Here is a 16,067-nt window from a genome sequence, read left to right on the forward strand (position 1 = left end):
TTCCCCTCAGCGGTTATGGACGGCCGCTCGGCGGCTGCGGAACTGTTCGGTGAGCACCGCCACGTGCTCGCGCCGGTAGCCCTGCTCCATCGCCTTCAGCACGCGCTCGCGCATCACGCCCAGGTAGGACTGGTCGATCCCGGCCCGCTCCGCGATGCCGGTCAGGTTGTTGAGGACGTCCAGGTGCGAGGTCAGCGGAGCCTGCTCGAAGGTGTAGTCGCGGCGCGCGATGAGCCCGAGGCCGACGCCGATCGTGTTCTGGAAACCGGGGTCGTAGAGCGGCACGGATTCGGCGAAGTCGTTGAGGGGGACGCCCAGGCTCTCCGCGATGGCCGAGCACTCCAGGAAGCCGTTGACGAACGCGTAGTAGAAGGCGCTGGACACGACGTGGTAGGCCTTCGCGTAACCGGGGTCGGAGCCCAGACGCACCTGCTTGCCGGAGAGCGCCTCGGTCACGCCCGCCAGTTCCTTGAAGTCCTCGGCCGCCCCGCCGTAGACAGTGAAGCAGTCCTCGGTGCCGATGGCGTCCGGATAGTTGAGGATCGCCGCCTCCAGGTATCTGCCTCCCGCGGCCTCGACCCGCGCTCGCAGCGGGGTGACGTCGTCGGGGACGCCGCTGGCGTTCTGCACGACGAGCCTGCCGGAGAGATCGGCCGCGGCCTCGTCCAGGACCCGGTGGGTGACCTCGTAGTTGAGCAGGCAGAACAGTACGATCGGGGATGCCTCGATCGCGGCGGCCGCCTTCTCGTGGACGTGGACGTTCCTTCCCGCGAGCCTCTCCGACCGCTCGGGCGTGCGGTTCCAGACCGAGACCTCAAGGCCGGAGTCGGCGCAGGCCCGCGCCACCGCGGAACCGATCACGCCGGTTCCGATGACTGTCATGTCCGCCATGTCAGTGCTCCATCCTGTTGAAGGTCATGACCACTCCACCGACCTCGGTGGCGTCCGCCCAGGCTGCGAAGGTGTCGAGCAGCAGCTCGGCGCCGGCTCCGGTCTCAAGCCGCCTCCGGAGCGCCCGTACGAGCCGGGGGAAGGAACCGCGCACGTTCTCCGTGATGTCGACGAGTTCGGTGATCGCCATCCCCGCCTCCCGCGCCGCCGACAGGTGGTCCTCGGGCGTGTCGAGCGACACGGCGTTCAGCATGGCCAGATAGGGGCCGATGCGCCCGCGGATCTCCTCCGTCATCGGGACCCGCGGGTAGGGCGTCTCGACCACCAGGCGCCCCCGCGGACGCAGCACCCTGGCGATGCCCCGGTAGAGATCGGCGATGTCGAAGTGCGGGGTGACCTCGAAGGCCAGCACCGCGTCGAACGAGGCGGGGGCGAACGGCAGGTCCAGCGCGTCGACGCGCCGGAAGTCCACCATCTCCGCCATCCCGTGCGCCGCGGCGTGCTCGGCCCCGTTGCGCAGTGCCTGCCGGTCGATGTCGATCGCGACGACCCGTGCCCCGGATGTCCGGGCCAGGCGCACCGCCGGACGGCCGTTGCCGCAGCCCACGTCGAGCACCTGTGAGCCGGGACCCACGTCCAGCCGGGCCAGCACGAAGTCGGTCATCCGCTCCGTGGCCTCGGAGATCGTGGTGTCGTCGTCGGGCCCCGCCCAGAAGCCGTAGTGCCGGTCGGGCCCCGCCGTCTCGCCCACCAGTGCGGCGATCTCGTTGTAGGTCGACTCGATCTCCGAGGGAGCCGTTCTGACGTTTCCCGCGTCCACCCGGAGTTCGGAGTCCTCACCGTTCAGACCAGAAATGAGAAACCTCCCGAACCGGCGCCAATAAGCTTAAATTGCCGATCGAATCAATTCCCCGGCCGAGCGAAACAGTAGCAGCGGGGGTCGACACAGTCGACGACCTCGAATATCGGTTTTCCACCCACTCGGGTCAACACTTCCACGAACGGCGGTACCGGCACGCCCCTCTTTCGCCATAAAACCATTTATCGACAAAGGGGGGATCCGTCTTTCTTGGTTTTGCCTTTCCCGCCCCACGGGTAACTCCGCTACGGAAGCCGGGCCGCCTCCGCGGATGGTGAACCAAACGACGGCACCATTGCCCACAAAACGGATGACCGACTCAGGCTGACGGGTGTCAACGGCGACGCCGAGGTCCGGCGCGGTGGCCGGTTCCGGACTTGAACCCAAGCCAGCGAACCGAGTCATTCACCGGAGAGACCGTGGACATCATTCCCGAGCCCGTCGACTACCCTTTCGGTAAGCCCATCCGTCTCGACGTCGACTCCGAATACACGCGGTGCCGCGAGCGGCCGGGGCTGACCAGGGTCCGCCCGCCCTACGGTGACGACGCCTGGCTGGTGACCCGCTACCACGACATGCGTTCGGTGCTGCGCGACCGCCGTTTCGTCCGGACGCCCCCCGCCGGCGGCGACGAGGCGCGCCTCACCGTCCTGCCGCTCCAGGACAGCATCCTCAACACCGACCCGCCGCAGCAGACCCGGCTACGGCGGGTGCTGGCGAGCGGGCTCAGGTTCAACACCGAGCGGATCCACCTGCTCCGATCGATCGCCGAGCGGCGTTCCGCTACGCTCATGGCCGGGTTCGCGGACACGCCTCCCCCGCACGACCTGGTCGGCGACTACATCAAGCCGCTGGTCGTGGAGGTGCTGTGCCCGCTGATCGGGATTCCCAAGCAGGATCTCGCGATCTTCCTGAACTGGTTCGAGGGGTTCGCGAGCACCGCGCTGGCGGCCGACGTCGTGGAGGCCAGGGTCGAGGAGATCTCCCGCTACACCGACCGGCTCATCGCCGCCCGGCGCGCGGAGCCAAGGGACGACCTCGTCAGCGTCCTCGCCCACGCCCTGGACGAGGAGGGTCCCGACGGCGCTCCCGCCGAGGACGGGGGGCTCGCCGAGGCGGAGATCAAGGAACTGGTCAACGACATCCTGCTGGCGGTCGACAACGTCTCGACACAGCTGACGAACGCCTTCTATCTCCTGCTCACCTCACCCGGGAAGCTGGAGGAGCTGCGCGCGGATCCCGGTCTCATCCCGGCGGCCGTCGACGAACTCATACGCTACGCGCCGTTTCCCTCGCACGTCACCTTCGCCCGCTACGCCACCGAGGACGTGGAGGTGGGCGGCACGCTGGTGCGCGCTGGAGAGCAGGTGCTACCCGCCCTTCCCTCGGGCAACCGCGACCCGTCGGTGTTCGCCGACCCGGGCGAGCTCGACTTCCACCGCGGCGCCAACCCGCACCTGTCCTTCGGGTACGGAACGCACCACTGCATGGGGGCGCCCCTGGTGCGCATGCTGATAGGGGTCGCGATCTCCTCGCTGTCGGAGGGCCCGCCGATGCGCCTCGCCGTCTCGGACGACGAGCTGCCGTGGCGCTCGGATCTGCTGATCCGCCGCGTGGAGACACTGCCCGTCACCCGGTGACGCCGCACCCGGCACTCGCCGGAGGCGGACCGCGCGAAAAAGGTGGCGGTCGCCGACCGCACGACCGCCACCCTCGTCACCCCGGCTATTTCACCTGACCGAAGACCTGGCCGGTACGGGAGGTGAGCTCGCCGACGAAGAAGTCACGGCAGGCCCTGAAGTACTCCTCGCTGCTGATCTGGCCGTCGCGGTTGGTGTCGACATTGCCCGCCCCCTTCTCCGCCTCGCTGCTGGACAGCCCCCAGGCCTGCAGCAGCTTCGCGTACTCGGATGGGGACAGAAGTCCGTCGTCGTCGACGTCGGCCGCCGCGAACTCGGCATCGGTCACCGGGCGAAGGAGCTTCTCGGCGTTCTCCTTCTTGGCGTTGTTCTCCATGTAGGAGCGGAACTCCTCCTTGGAGATCTCCTCGTCCCTGTCGGCGTCCATGGCCTCGGCCATGGCCACCCAGGCCCGGTCGTACGCCTCCGTGAGGCGGCGTCCCTTGGCGGATCCCTTCTCGTAGCCGAAGTGCTTGAGGGTCCTGTCCGCCAGAGCCTGCAGGTCACTGTGCTGGATCCTGCCGTCTCCGTTGACGTCGACCAGCTTGAACCAGTGGTCCGATTTGCGGGCAATAGCGTCTATAGCCATTATTTGCTCCATTCATAGGACGACCTACTTCCGTGGCCGAAATACCCGTAGCGAAGCAACAAAAAAACCAAAGAACGAGAAATTCTGGCAGCTGCCAGAAAAACACACAATCGGACTATTCGCGAAAAATCAGAGATGTTCATACTTGAATGAAAGTCGTCACGACCAGTTCGCTCCGATCATGGGCGCGGGCCACCGGGGACCCACGAGCTCCGGACGCCCGCCGACACGCTCACGAGTATCCCTAAGACCTCGATGCCAGCCATATCGGCACATCCGGCCCTTCCGATCAGGCAAAATATCCTGGTGATCGATCCGCCGCAGTCGAACCACCAAGACCCCCAACCCTTCACCCACCTGAGCACACCGAACGCGCCGCTCTATCGTCAGGTGCTGCGCGCGTTCGCGCGAGCGAAGGAACGCTTCGTCGTGCATCTACGGCCCGAGGATGTAGCCGCCGAACTCGGCAGGGACAGTGACGATCAGCTCGCACAGGCCCTGGAAAAACTGACCGAATGGGGAAATCTGCGCGCGGACGCCGACACCGGCAAGGTCACCTCCGTCGAGGACTTCCACCGCAAGCGATTCCTTTTCCAGCTCACCGCGGCCGGTCAGGCGGCAGAGCAGGCCATCGCCTTCTACGAGGAGGCGATCGGCCGCCGAGGCGCGTTGCAGTCGGTGGCCCTCGGTGACATCGCCGAACAGCTCCGATCCCTGTCGGCGCTCACGCAGCAGGCCGATCCCGACCCCGCCAAGGCACATCTGCTGCTGCTCTCCCTGGCCGAGCGATTCGCCTCACTCGCCGACAACGCCCAGGCATTCATGGCGTCACTGCGCCGCGCCATCGACTTCTCCGACGGCGACGTGGACGGATTCGTCGCCTACAAGGAACAACTGATCGACTACATCAACCGCTTCATCGCCGATCTCGCCAACTCCGGCGCCCGCATCGCCACGCTCCTGACCGAGCTGGAGGCTGGTGACCACGAGAGGCTGCTGCGGCTGGCCGCGCGGCGAGAGGCCGCCGACGCCGTACCGGAGGGAACGGATGCGGCCGACGCGTACGACAGGGCCGAAGCCGCGGCGCTCGGCTCGTGGCGGAACCGCTGGCGCGGGCTGAAGGACTGGTTCGTCTCCCAGGACACCGGCCGCCCCTCGCAGGCCCGGTTGCTGAGGCAGGCGGCGATCACCGCGATCAAGCAGCTCATCGACGCGGTCGGTCTGATCAACGAACGTCGCTCGGGCCGCTCCGACCGCTCGGCCGACTTCCGTACCCTGGCCCGCTGGTTCGCCGAGGCACCGGACGAGGCGGCGACACACCGGCTATGGCGCGCCGCCTTCGGCCTGTCGTCCACGCGGCACCTCACCGTCACCGCCGAGACCGAGAGCGCCTGGCGACAGGAGGACCTGGCCCCGAACACACCGTGGCGCGCCGCTCCACCCGTCCGGATCTCCCCGCAGCTACGCAGGACCGGCTCCTACGAACGACGGGGGAAACCGAACCGGGTGCGGGACCGCTCGCAGGCCCGCGCCTTCCTGCTGAAGCGGGCGGAACGCGAAGCGGCGGAGACCGCCGAGGCCCGCGCCATGCTCTGCGGAGGACCGGCTCTCCTGTCCGAGCTCGGCATCCTCGACCCGCGGGCGTTCCGGCTCTTCCTCGCGCTGCTCGGCGACGCACTGGCCGCCCGCTCACCCGGCGAGATCGAGGTCAAGACCGTGACCGGCGACGGTTCGATGGAGGTGCGGCTCTCGCTCGTCCCCGGTGGGGATCAGATCGAGATCCACACCGAGGACGGGACGCTCACCGGCCCCGAGCATCTCATCGAGATCATCGATCTGATGGCGGCCTCGTGATCCGCGACGAGGAGCGGGCGCAGCGGCGAACCGCGCTCCGCGCGCTGCTGGTCAAGCCGCTGCTCACCGCCGAGAACGACGCGGACAGGCTCGTGCTCGTCCGCCGCCACCTGACCGAGCTGCGTGACTGGCTGAACCGGGAGACCGGCTGGCGACTACTGGCCGACGCGGAAACGGCCCGGCTGTTCAAGACCGCTCCGACCCTCGCCGACGCCACCCATCCGGCTCGCGGCCGGTCCAAGGAGCCCTTCGGACGCCGCCGCTACGTGCTGCTCTGCCTGGCCCTCGCCGTACTGGAGCGGGCGGACGCCCAGACCACGCTCGGACGGCTCGCGGAGGAGGTGCTCAACGCGGCGGCCGAACCCGGGCTCGACTTCGCCTTCACCCTGGAGAGCCGGGCCGAGCGAGCCGACCTGGTGGCCGTCGTACGAACGCTGCTCGACTGGGGCGCGCTCCGCAGGGTCGCCGGCGACGAGGACGCCTACCTGTCGGCCACCGGTGACGTCCTGTACGACGTGCACAGACCGGTGCTCGCCACGCTCCTCACTCCGGCGCGCGGCCCCTCCACCATCGATGCCACCGGCTTCGAGGACCGGCTGACCGAACTGACCGCCGAGCCCGTCGCGGATACCGACGACCTGCGCAACCAGGCGATGCGCCGCAGGCTCACCCGCAGGCTTCTGGAAGATCCCGTCGTCTACTACGACGACCTTGACGAGGCAGAGCGCGCCTACCTCGTCTCCCAGCGCCAGGCGATCACCCGCAGGATCGAGGAGGCCACCGGGCTGCTCCCCGAGATCCGCGCCGAGGGCATCGCGATGGTCGACCCCGACGACGAGCTGACCGATGTGCGCATGCCCGAGCAGCGCACCGACGGGCACGTGACACTGCTGGTGGCCGAGCACCTGGCCGCCTGCGGCGAGGCGGGCACCGAAGAGCTGCGCGCCTTCGTACGTGGAGCCGCGGCCGCCCATGCCTCCTTCTGGCGCAAGGGAGTGACCGAACCCGGTGCCGAGGAGGAACTGCTGAGCATCGCACTGGACAAACTGGTGGCGCTCCGGCTGGTCGAGGTCCGCCCAGATCATGTGCGCTCTCTCCCGGCGATCGTCCGCTACGCCCTCGAAGAACCAACTGTCCGCGAACCTGGAAAGATCCGGCGATGACACATCCGACTCCGACCTCGGAGCGTTGGAAGCCCCTCAGAGCCGGGCTCGTCGACATGTTCCACTACGACGTCGAGGAATTCCACTTCCACGACGGACGGCTGCTACTGCGCGGCAACAACGGAACGGGCAAGTCGAAGGTCCTCGCCCTGACCCTGCCGTTCCTGCTCGACGGCGAGCTCGCGCCACACCGCGTGGAGCCCGATGGCGACCGTCAGAAGCGGATGGAGTGGAACCTGCTGCTGGGCGGCAGGCATCCGCATCCCGAGCGGCTCGGCTACACCTGGATGGAGTTCGGCCGGCGCGCCGCCGACGGCACCGTGGAGTTCCGGACGATCGGCTGCGGCCTGAAGGCGGTGCGAGATCGCGGCATCGTCAGGCACTGGTTCTTCGTCACCCCTCAGCGGGTCGGCGCCGGGCTGGACCTGCTCTCCCCCACCGGCGTCTCGCTCACCAGGGATAAGCTGCGCGATGCCGTCGACGGGCACGGCATGGTCTACGACCGGGCCGTTGACTACCGCAGGGCCGTGGACGAGGCGCTGTTCGGGCTCGGTGAACACCGCTATGAGGCCCTGGTCAATCTCCTCATCCAGCTCCGCCAGCCGCAGCTGTCCAAGAAACCGGACGAGAGGCTGCTCTCCCGTGCGCTCACCGAGGCGCTCCCTCCGCTGAGCCCTATCCTGATCAGCACGGTGGCCGAGGCGTTCCACGGGCTCGACGAGGAGCGCGACGCCCTGGGCGCGCTGGAGGAGGCCCGCGGCGCCGCGACCGACTTCCTGACCCACTACCGCAGATACGCGCGGATCGCCGCCAAGCGCAAGGCCGCGGTGCCCCGCACCGCCCAGAGCCGCTACGAACATCTCGGCCGCGACCTCAACGAGGCCGAGAGCCGCCGCGCCGCCGCGCAGGGTGCCCTGCAGGCGGCGAGGGAGTCACTGACCGGGCTGGCGGCGACACGAACACGGCTGGAGGCCAGGAAGGAAACCCTGGAGAAGAGCCCTCGGATGCGCGATGCCGAGCGACTCGCACAGATCGGTGAGGAGGCCGGACGGCAGGCCGGACACGCACGCGTCCAGGAGCGCGCGATGGAGGACCTGGCCACCGAGGTACGCCGCCGCCGGACCAGGGCGGAGGCCGCGGAGGCCAGGGCCGCCCAGGTCGCACGTGAGCTTTCCGCGGCTCGGGAGTCGGCCTCGTCGGCTGCTTACCAGGCCCGGTGCGAACGGGCCCATCTCGACATCGTGGCCCGATGGGAGAAGGATCCGGCCGAAGCCCGCCGCGCCACCGAGACCCTGGCCGACCGGCGATCACAGGCGGTGGCCGAGTTGGATCGCCTGTTCGAGGCCGCCGCCCGGGCCCGGACCAGGCTCGATACCGCCCGCGCCGAGGCCGACCGGCTGACCCATGAGCTCCAGGCCGCCGCCGAACGCATCTCCACCGCCGAGCAGGCCGCGGAGGGGCAGGCCGGCGAGCTGGCCAGCTCCTACCTCGGTTACCTGGCGGGGGTGGTCGAACTGCGGATCGACGACCCGGACTCGGCACTCGCCGCGCTGGAGTCCTGGGCGGTCACCACCGAGGGTCCCAACCCCGCGGCGACCGCCGTCGACGACGCCGCCCGAGCGGCCACCGCCGAGCTGAGCCGCGAGCAGGCAGGGCTGGACGCGGAGCTGCGCGCCCGGCGGCAGGCTGCCGCGGACCTGGCAGAGGAGATCAGCCGGCTGGAGTCCGGCGGTCACGACGCTCCGCCCATCCCGTACACCAGAGCACCCGGCACGCGCGCGGACCGCCCGGGCGCGCCGCTGTGGAGGGTGGTCGACTTCGCCGAGGCGATCCCCGGCGACCAGCGGGCCGGGCTGGAGGCCGCGCTGGAGGCCGCGGGCATCCTGGACGCCTGGGTGACTCCGGCGGGTGCGCTCGTGGCCGAGGACGACACGGTCCTGCTCACGGGTACGCCCGTCGCCGGCCCCTCCTGCTCGGCCGTACTCCGTCCCGCCGTCGACCGCGCCGACCCTCGGGCGTCCGCGCTGCCGGATGCCGCCGTGCACGCGGTGCTCGCCGCCATCGGGCTCGGGCCCGGTGCGGCCACCTGGGTCGCGGCGGACGGTCGCTGGACCAACGGGGTCCTGTCCGGGGCCTGGCACAAGGAGAGGGCCGAACACATTGGCGAAGGCGCGCGGGAGGCGGCCAGGCGGGCACGTCTGGCCCGGCTCCAGGAGGAACTGAACCGGCAGCGCGAGCGGCTGGAGGAACTTCGAGGAGGGCTGGACGTTCTTGCCGCACGGCAGCGCGCGCTCGCCGAGGAGCATCGCGCGCTGCCGTCGGACGCACGGCTGCGCGAGGCGCACGTCAAGCTGGCGGGCGAGCATGAGCGACGGCGCGAGCTGGACGGTGCGCACCGCGTGGCGCTCGGCGTGGTGAGCGCGCGGCAGGTGGAGGTGGAGACGGCCCTGACCTTGGCAGACGAGTTCGCCGGAGATGTCGGCCTGCCCACCGAGGCGGCGGAGCTGGCGTCGGTCAGGACCGGGGTGGCCGGCTACCGTCTCTCACTGGCCGGGCTCTGGCCCGTGGCCGAGACGATGCTCAGTGCACGCGAGGCCGCGACGGAGACGGCCGAGGAGCTGTCCCTGACCCGCGAACGACACACCGAGGCCGCCGAACGGGCGGCGCGGGCCCGGGAGGGGGCGGAGGCCGCCGCGGAGGCGTACCGGGTGCTGCTGGAGACCGCCGGAGCGGGTGTCGAGGAACTCTACCGGCACCTCGACGAAGTTCGGCAGGCCATGGAGGAGCGGGACACCGCCGAACGCGCCGCGCGGCGACAGGAGCAGACCGCCCTGGTCGAGCAGGGCAAGGCGGAGGGCACACTCGGCGCCCTGCGCGGCGAGATCGAGCAGGCGGGGCTGGTACGCGACGCGGCGATCGCCGAGTTCCGCGCGTTCGCCACCACCGGCCTGCTGCATGTCGCCGTACCCTCGCTGGAGATTCCCGATTCCGGCACCGAGTGGGCCGCCACCCCCGCGGTGCTGCTGGCCCGCGCGGTCAACACCGAACTGGAGGACGTCGACGACGCGGACAACCTGTGGGACCGGATCCAGAAGCGGGTCACCGAGGAGCACAAGCTGCTCTCCGACGCCATGGCCCGGCATGGGCATTCGGTCGGGCTGACCCTGCGCGACGGGGTCATGATCGTCGAAGTGCTGTTCCAGGGGCACACCAGGGACATCCCCGGCCTGGCGGAGGCGCTGTCGGAGGAGACCGCGCACCGGGCCCAGCTGCTGTCGGCCAAGGAACGGGAGCTGCTGGAGAACCACCTCCTCAACGAGGTGGCCGGAACCCTCCACGAGCTGATCGCCGCGGCCGAGACCGAGGTGCGGGAGATGAACACCGAGTTGGAGTCCCGCCCGACCTCCACCGGCATGCGACTGCGCCTGGTCTGGAAGATCGCCAGGAATGCCCCCGACGGGCTCGACCGGATCCGCGAGAAGCTTCGCCAGACGGTGGACGCCTGGTCTGTCGAGGACCGCGCCCTGGTAGGCGCCTTCCTGCAGGAGCAGATCGCCAGGGAGTACGCCGACAACCCGGCCGTGGGCCGGACCGAGCAGCTCACCAGGGCGCTGGACTACCGGAACTGGCACGAGTTCGCGATTCAGCGCCTGCAGGACGGCCAGTGGCGCACCGCCACCGGACCGGCCTCGGGTGGCGAACGGGTGCTCGCCGCGTCCATGCCGCTGTTCGCCGCGGCGTCGGCCCACTACAAGTCGGCGGGCAACCCCCACGCGCCACGGTTGGTGGCGCTCGACGAGGCGTTCGCCGGGGTTGACGACGACTCGCGTGCCAAGTGCCTGGGGCTGCTGGCGACGTTCGACATGGATGTGGTGATGACCAGCGAGCGGGAGTGGGGCTGCTACCCGCAGGTGCCCGGTCTGGCGATCTGCCAGCTGTCCAGGCACGACGGCGTCGACGCCGTGCTGGTCACCGCATGGCGCTGGGACGGCCGGGAACGTCGCAGAATGGAACGGCCCGATCCCCGCCCCGCCGCGGTCGTCCCCGAGCAGGAGCCAGAAGGGCTGTTCACTTGAGCGACCGGCTGGAACGACTGCTCGGCACCCAGGAGACCGGGTGGCTCGTCGAACGGGTCCGCCGCCGCCTCGAACAGGGCAGGCCGCCAACCGGGACGGTCACCCTCGGTGCGGCCTCGCCGGAGCAGCGCCGCGCGATCGAGGTGCTGCTGGGCCGCCGCGCGGGCACCGGTACCTCGTTGTCGGTCTCCCTCGACGAGGTCGACCGCGTCCTGCGCTCCAGCGGCGCCTGCCGCGACGGCCTGGCCGCCGCCGTCGTCCTGCTTCGCGGCCCCGTCCGCGACCTACCACGTGAGAACGCCGAACGGGAAGCGGCCTGGCGCGGGGCCCTCGCGGAACTCGACACGGTCGTGGCCGGCCGCCCGGAACTGCACGGCTGGCGTTCATGGCTGGACGCCACCGGTCAGGTGCGACGGAGCGCTCCCGCCCCGGACGAGGCCCGCGTCCTGCTGGACAGGCTGGCCGAGGTGCTGCGCCGCCTGCCGCACCCGGGTATCCCGATCGGCCGTCTGGCGGCGGAGAGCTGCGGCGACGCGCACGCCCTCGACGAGGGGCGGCCACTGGCCACACTGGCGATGTCGGCCGCCCGCGCCCTGGTCGGCCTGCCCTATGCCGGTGAGGGCACGGCCGACGCCCGTAGAAGGGCGTGGGCCGGTGTCGGAGTTCACCTCGACGACCTCTCCTCGACCGTCGTCTGCCTGGGGCTGCCCGGAGACGACCGCACCCCCACCGGGCGGATGCTCGCGGCCGCCCGCGAGGCGGGCGAGCCATGCGTGCTCACCCTGCGCCAGCTACATCGCCACGAGACGCCCTTCACCGCGGGACTGGTACGGATCTGTGAGAACCCTGTGGTGGTCACCGCCGCCGCGGACGAGCTCGGACCGCGCTGCCCCGGCCTGGTCTGCGTCAGCGGCAGACCCTCTGCGGCCGTCTGGCGCCTGCTCGACCTGCTCGCCGCCGGGGGGACCACCTTCGCCTACCACGGTGACTTCGACTGGGGTGGCGTCGGCATCGCCGCAGCCGTCCACGAACGGTTCGGCTGGCGGCCATGGCGCTACGACACCGCCTCCTACGAGGCGGTGGCCTCCCGGAGTCCCCTCACCGGCCGCCCTCGGCCGACTCCCTGGGATCCGGGGCTCTCGGCCGCGATGGCACGACGGGCCGTGCGGGTGGAGGAGGAACTGGTGCTGAGCGACCTGCTCACGGATCTGGCCGCCGACCGGCGATGACGAGCCGGAAACCGGACGGCGCGGCCTCGCGGCGCAGAGGCCCATCTCGCCTCGGCCGCGACCGCGAACAGGTCGGTGTCAAGACGGAGGAAGCCGGCCAGGGCATGCTGCCCCGCGCTCAACGATCCCAACCCTGCAGGTATGCGTCGTAGTAGTGCTCCATCATCCGGCGCGGATCGCCGCGGAAGTTGCCCCGGTGATACTCATTGGTAAAGCTGGTGGCGGTGACCCGGGCCCGAGTCGACAGCGCACGGACCTCGGCCTGCTCGTGGGCGTCCAGGGGACTATCCACCGCCGGGAGCTCGTAGTACTGATATTCGCTCATCGTCAGGGTCCCGTCTCACCATGGAACGGTCGGCATGTCTCCGTCACCGATAGCGGAAGCCGTCGAGGAAACGGCGGAAGACGCCGCCCACCCTGGGCAGCGGCTCGGCCGGGGGCGGGGCCACCGCGCGCTGCCTGGCGATGGGCTGGTCGTAGTCGGTCCGCGCGATGGCGTCGACCACCTGCTGCTCGTCGAAGTCCTCGGACCCCTCGATCACCGGCACGAAACCGACCAGCATCCCGTTCCGCATCACCAGCGCTTCGAGCCCCGCCGTACCGTCGGTGTCCCAGTCGGCCTCGCGGCCGTCGGGCAACAGGACCCGGACCCCCATCTGATAGCCGCCTCTTGCCAGTTGAGCGTTGATGCCACGGTCACGCAACGCGTCGACCACCCGCCGGGCCCGGTTCTCTTCCATCTCCCCCAAGGTAACCCGGCCCGGCCGCCCGCGAGCGTCCACCGTCGCAGGTCGGCGGCCGATTCCCTGATCCGCCACCGGGTACAGAGCCCCCTGGACCCTGGTGACGGAGACCGGGCCACCGAACCCGGCAGCCCGGAGCCCTCGGCTCCGTGGCGTTCGGTCAACCTGAGGATCCTCTGTCGATCTCGGCAGGAGTCCGGGAAGGAACGCGAAGATGTCCGAACGCACGGCACCGCCCCCTGTGGACCTGCCCGCGCTCAAGCGGCGCCTCGGCGGCACCGGTGTGTGGCTGGGGTCGATCTCGGCGGCGCCCGCGGCCGAGGCGCGGCGCGCGGCCACCACGATCGAACGACTCGGCTACTCCACGCTGTGGTTCGGCGAGACCCCGAACAGCAAGGAGGCCCTGGCCAACGCCGCGGTGCTGCTGTGCGCCACCGAGCGCCTGATCCTGGCCACCGGCATCGCCAACATCTACGGACGAGACGCGACCGCCGCCGCCAACGGGGCCAGAACCCTGGTCGACGCGTGGCCGGAGCGCTTCGTACTGGGCCTGGGGGTGAGCCACGCTCCGCTGGTCACGAGTCGCGGGCACGACTACAGCAGACCGGTGTCCGCCATGCGCGCCTACCTGGACACCATGGACGCCACCGTCTTCGGCGCGCCCCTGGTGGAGGAGGCGCCGAGGTTGCTGGCCGCGCTGCGCCCGAAGATGCTGGAGCTGGCCGCGACCCGTGCCCAGGGAGCTCATCCCTACTTCGTCACCCCCGAACACACCGCCAGGGCCCGAAGGATCCTCGGTCCCGACCCCGTCCTCGCTCCAGAACAGGCAGTGGTGGTCGACACCGACTCCGAGCGTGCCCGTGCCACCGCGCGCCACTACATGGCCCTGTACCTGGCCCTGCCCAACTATCTGAACAACCTGCGTGACCTGGGCTTCTCCGACGCGGACTTCGAGGAGGGCGGCAGTGACGCGCTCGTCGACGCGATCGTGCCCACGGGGGACGCGGAGATCGTCGCCGAACGTGTCCGCGCCCACTACCCGGCCGGCGCCGACCACGTCGCCGTGCAACCCCTTGCCCGGACACTCGATCAGCAACTGGAACAGCTGCGACTGCTGGCTCCCCTCCTCATCGGCTGACCACCACCCGTCTGCCGGAGGTGAGATCGGGGGGACTTGAGATACTGCTCCCATGTCCCCCACGACCTTCGTCCTCATCATCGTGTTCGTTGTGCTGGTCATCACGAACCTGCCTCGCCGTGGCCGGGCCACGTCGTACCAGGACGCCGACCACCAGGGCGTGGTCGTCTACTGGCGGCCTGGTTGCATGTACTGCATGCGGCTGCGCACCCGCCTGCGTCTCACCCGGCTGCGCTACAGCGAGGTCAACATCTGGGGAGATCCCGAGGCGGCGGCGTTCGTCCGCTCGGTCGCGGACGGGAACGAGACGGTACCGACCGTGACCGTGGCCGGAAAGGCGATGGTGAACCCGTCGAAGAGCCAGGTGCTCGAAGCGGTCAGGACGCGCCTGGACCCTCAGGTCTGACCCCGCTTCATGGACGCGCCCGGCCCCTCGGATCTGCCCCCGCTTCGTGTCGGCGTGCCCCGACGGGAGCGCGACACCGACCACGCGTACCACGCGACCGTGTAGCCGACCAGTACCGCGCCGAACCCACCGACCCCGCCCAGAATCACACAGCGCACCAGGTCGTACAGGCTCACCGCGGCACGGTCGCCACTCCCCAGTACGGCGGCGCCGAGGACCGCGGCGCCCACCCCGGCGGCCAGGACCCATCCGCGCACCCGTCCCGGCACCCCGGGCAGGCGCCCCGGCCTGACGACGGCACGCCGGTACCACAGCGCGAACCAACCGGCCAGGACCACCAGCCCGCCCAGCGAGCTGACGTACATCACCACGTTGAACACCCGGTGCGCCCCGACGACCGAGACGCGCATCGCCGGCCAGTGCACCACGGCGAAGCCGCCCACCTGGGTGAACCCGTCCCACACCAGGTGCGTGGCGATCCCGATCAGCAGCGCGGCCGACACCGCGACCCCGTTCCCGAGGGGCGCCCGATCGGGCAGCCGGTCACGTACCCCTTCCGGGGCCAGCGCCGTCAACGGCGCACGGAGCAGCAACTGGAACACCACGAGCACCGCGACTCCGACCGGCAGAGCCACCAAGCCGTGGGTGGTGTTGGCGGAGAAGGGCAACGGCAGGTAGTACGGCAGATCGGGCACCATCGCACCGACCGCCAACGCCGAGGGGGGCAGCCGGCGCCGCAGCGGCAGGATCGCAACGGTATGGCTCAGCGTGAAAGGCATGCCCCATTCTCGACGTCCGCGACTGTGAACCACGCGCGTCCGCCGGACGCGCGAGGCTTCGAGGATCTCCGGGATCCGCAAGAAATCCGCGCCACGTAGGGAGTGTCCACTTCTCGTACCCACGAAGGAGACCTGCCGTGGAAAGCGCCCGTGCGTGACCGCCCAGGCCGCGCTCACTCCAGGCGGGCGACCAGGTGCTTGGGCGCGACGGTTCGGTAGGCGTCGGTGACGATCTCGGCGAGCTCGGTCCAGTCCTGGGGGACGTCGAGATAGACCCCCAGCCAGCCACGATGACCGACGTACGGCGGACGGAAGAAGCGCTGGGGGTCCTCGGCCAGCAGCGCCTCCTGGACACCGGGCGGAGCGGCGCACCAGCAGGTGGTCCGGTCGTCGTGGTTACGGTCGGTGTACGTCACGAACATCTTCTTGCCCCGGACGAACCAGGCCGGCCCACCGTGGCTGATTCGTTCGGTGCTCTCGGGGAGCGCGAGACAGAGCCGGCGCAGCGACTCCAGCGGATCATCGGTCACGACCAGACGGTACTTCACGATGGGAGGATCACGAGCTGTGACCGATCTGAGCGGTGGGTTCCGAAACCTCACCGCACGACTGGAATGAACTGCTCCACCGTCAGCCGGTCCTCGCCGACGATCGCGTTCAT

14 protein-coding genes are annotated in these 16,067 nt (G+C 70.1%); 7 read left to right on the forward strand and 7 right to left on the reverse strand.

Translation table 11 applies throughout. The features are described 5' to 3' along the window. Positions 1–6 precede the first annotated feature (6 nt). Positions 7–882 (reverse strand): NAD(P)-binding domain-containing protein, encoded by an 876-nt coding sequence (locus AB0J58_RS16810; RefSeq protein ID WP_364216218.1) that lies wholly within the window; start codon positions 880–882, stop codon positions 7–9. A 10-nt stretch (positions 883–892) separates the two neighbouring features. Then, on the reverse strand, positions 893–1,711 hold the full coding sequence (locus AB0J58_RS16815; protein WP_364216221.1) for a class I SAM-dependent methyltransferase: 819 nt from the start codon (positions 1,709–1,711) through the stop codon (positions 893–895). A gap of 458 nt (positions 1,712–2,169) precedes the next feature. On the opposite strand from AB0J58_RS16815, the gene AB0J58_RS16820 reads away from it, so the two are divergent. Further along, on the forward strand, positions 2,170–3,390 hold the full coding sequence (locus AB0J58_RS16820) for a cytochrome P450 (RefSeq protein ID WP_364216224.1): 1,221 nt from the start codon (positions 2,170–2,172) through the stop codon (positions 3,388–3,390). A gap of 85 nt (positions 3,391–3,475) precedes the next feature. Here the strand turns inward: AB0J58_RS16820 and AB0J58_RS16825 are convergent, their stop codons facing one another. Continuing rightward, on the reverse strand, positions 3,476–4,018 hold the full coding sequence (locus AB0J58_RS16825; RefSeq protein ID WP_364216228.1) for a hypothetical protein: 543 nt from the start codon (positions 4,016–4,018) through the stop codon (positions 3,476–3,478). A gap of 306 nt (positions 4,019–4,324) precedes the next feature. On the opposite strand from AB0J58_RS16825, the gene AB0J58_RS16830 reads away from it, so the two are divergent. The 4 genes from AB0J58_RS16830 to AB0J58_RS16845 are packed head-to-tail and all read left to right on the forward strand — an operon-like array spanning position 4,325 to position 12,340. Then, positions 4,325–5,872, forward strand: a complete 1,548-nt coding sequence (locus tag AB0J58_RS16830) for a TIGR02677 family protein (protein ID WP_364216230.1) — start codon at positions 4,325–4,327, stop codon at positions 5,870–5,872. Then, complete coding sequence (locus tag AB0J58_RS16835) at positions 5,869–7,035, forward strand: TIGR02678 family protein (protein WP_364216232.1); 1,167 nt, start codon at positions 5,869–5,871, stop codon at positions 7,033–7,035. The genes AB0J58_RS16830 and AB0J58_RS16835 overlap by 4 nt, the downstream gene beginning before the upstream one ends. Continuing rightward, the gene (locus AB0J58_RS16840) at positions 7,032–11,111 is read left to right on the forward strand and encodes a TIGR02680 family protein (RefSeq protein ID WP_364216235.1); all 4,080 of its coding nucleotides are present in this window, start codon (positions 7,032–7,034) and stop codon (positions 11,109–11,111) included. Before AB0J58_RS16835 ends, AB0J58_RS16840 begins: the two co-directional genes overlap by 4 nt. Further along, a complete protein-coding gene (locus tag AB0J58_RS16845; RefSeq protein WP_364216238.1) occupies positions 11,108–12,340 on the forward strand; it encodes a TIGR02679 family protein in 1,233 nt (410 codons plus the stop codon). Before AB0J58_RS16840 ends, AB0J58_RS16845 begins: the two co-directional genes overlap by 4 nt. 118 nt (positions 12,341–12,458) lie before the next feature. On the opposite strand, the gene AB0J58_RS16850 is transcribed toward AB0J58_RS16845, so the two are convergent. Then, complete coding sequence (locus AB0J58_RS16850; protein WP_364216241.1) at positions 12,459–12,665, reverse strand: hypothetical protein; 207 nt, start codon at positions 12,663–12,665, stop codon at positions 12,459–12,461. Positions 12,666–12,708: 43 nt separating this feature from the next. Next, positions 12,709–13,080, reverse strand: coding sequence for a hypothetical protein (locus AB0J58_RS16855; protein ID WP_343976357.1), 372 nt, complete (start codon positions 13,078–13,080; stop codon positions 12,709–12,711). A gap of 217 nt (positions 13,081–13,297) precedes the next feature. Here AB0J58_RS16855 and AB0J58_RS16860 point away from each other — a divergent pair, with 217 nt between their 5' ends. Together AB0J58_RS16860 and AB0J58_RS16865 are read left to right on the forward strand one after the other, a co-directional pair. Next, positions 13,298–14,221 carry a TIGR03620 family F420-dependent LLM class oxidoreductase gene (locus tag AB0J58_RS16860; protein ID WP_364216244.1) on the forward strand — a complete coding sequence of 308 codons (924 nt, stop codon included), beginning with the start codon at positions 13,298–13,300 and terminating at the stop codon, positions 14,219–14,221. A gap of 52 nt (positions 14,222–14,273) precedes the next feature. Next, positions 14,274–14,627: a glutaredoxin domain-containing protein gene (locus AB0J58_RS16865; protein ID WP_364216246.1), complete on the forward strand. Its 354-nt coding sequence runs from the start codon at positions 14,274–14,276 to the stop codon at positions 14,625–14,627. Here the strand turns inward: AB0J58_RS16865 and AB0J58_RS16870 are convergent. Both AB0J58_RS16870 and AB0J58_RS16875 read right to left on the reverse strand, forming a co-directional pair. Further along, positions 14,618–15,406: a DUF4184 family protein gene (locus AB0J58_RS16870; RefSeq protein WP_364216249.1), complete on the reverse strand. Its 789-nt coding sequence runs from the start codon at positions 15,404–15,406 to the stop codon at positions 14,618–14,620. The genes AB0J58_RS16865 and AB0J58_RS16870 overlap by 10 nt on opposite strands. 173 nt (positions 15,407–15,579) lie before the next feature. Further along, a complete protein-coding gene (locus AB0J58_RS16875) occupies positions 15,580–15,936 on the reverse strand; it encodes an MmcQ/YjbR family DNA-binding protein (protein WP_364216252.1) in 357 nt (118 codons plus the stop codon). Between the last annotated feature and the right edge of the window lie 131 nt (positions 15,937–16,067).

It is taken from the genome of Streptosporangium sp. NPDC049644 (assembly GCF_040675205.1).
Lineage (GTDB): Bacteria > Actinomycetota > Actinomycetes > Streptosporangiales > Streptosporangiaceae > Streptosporangium > Streptosporangium fukuiense.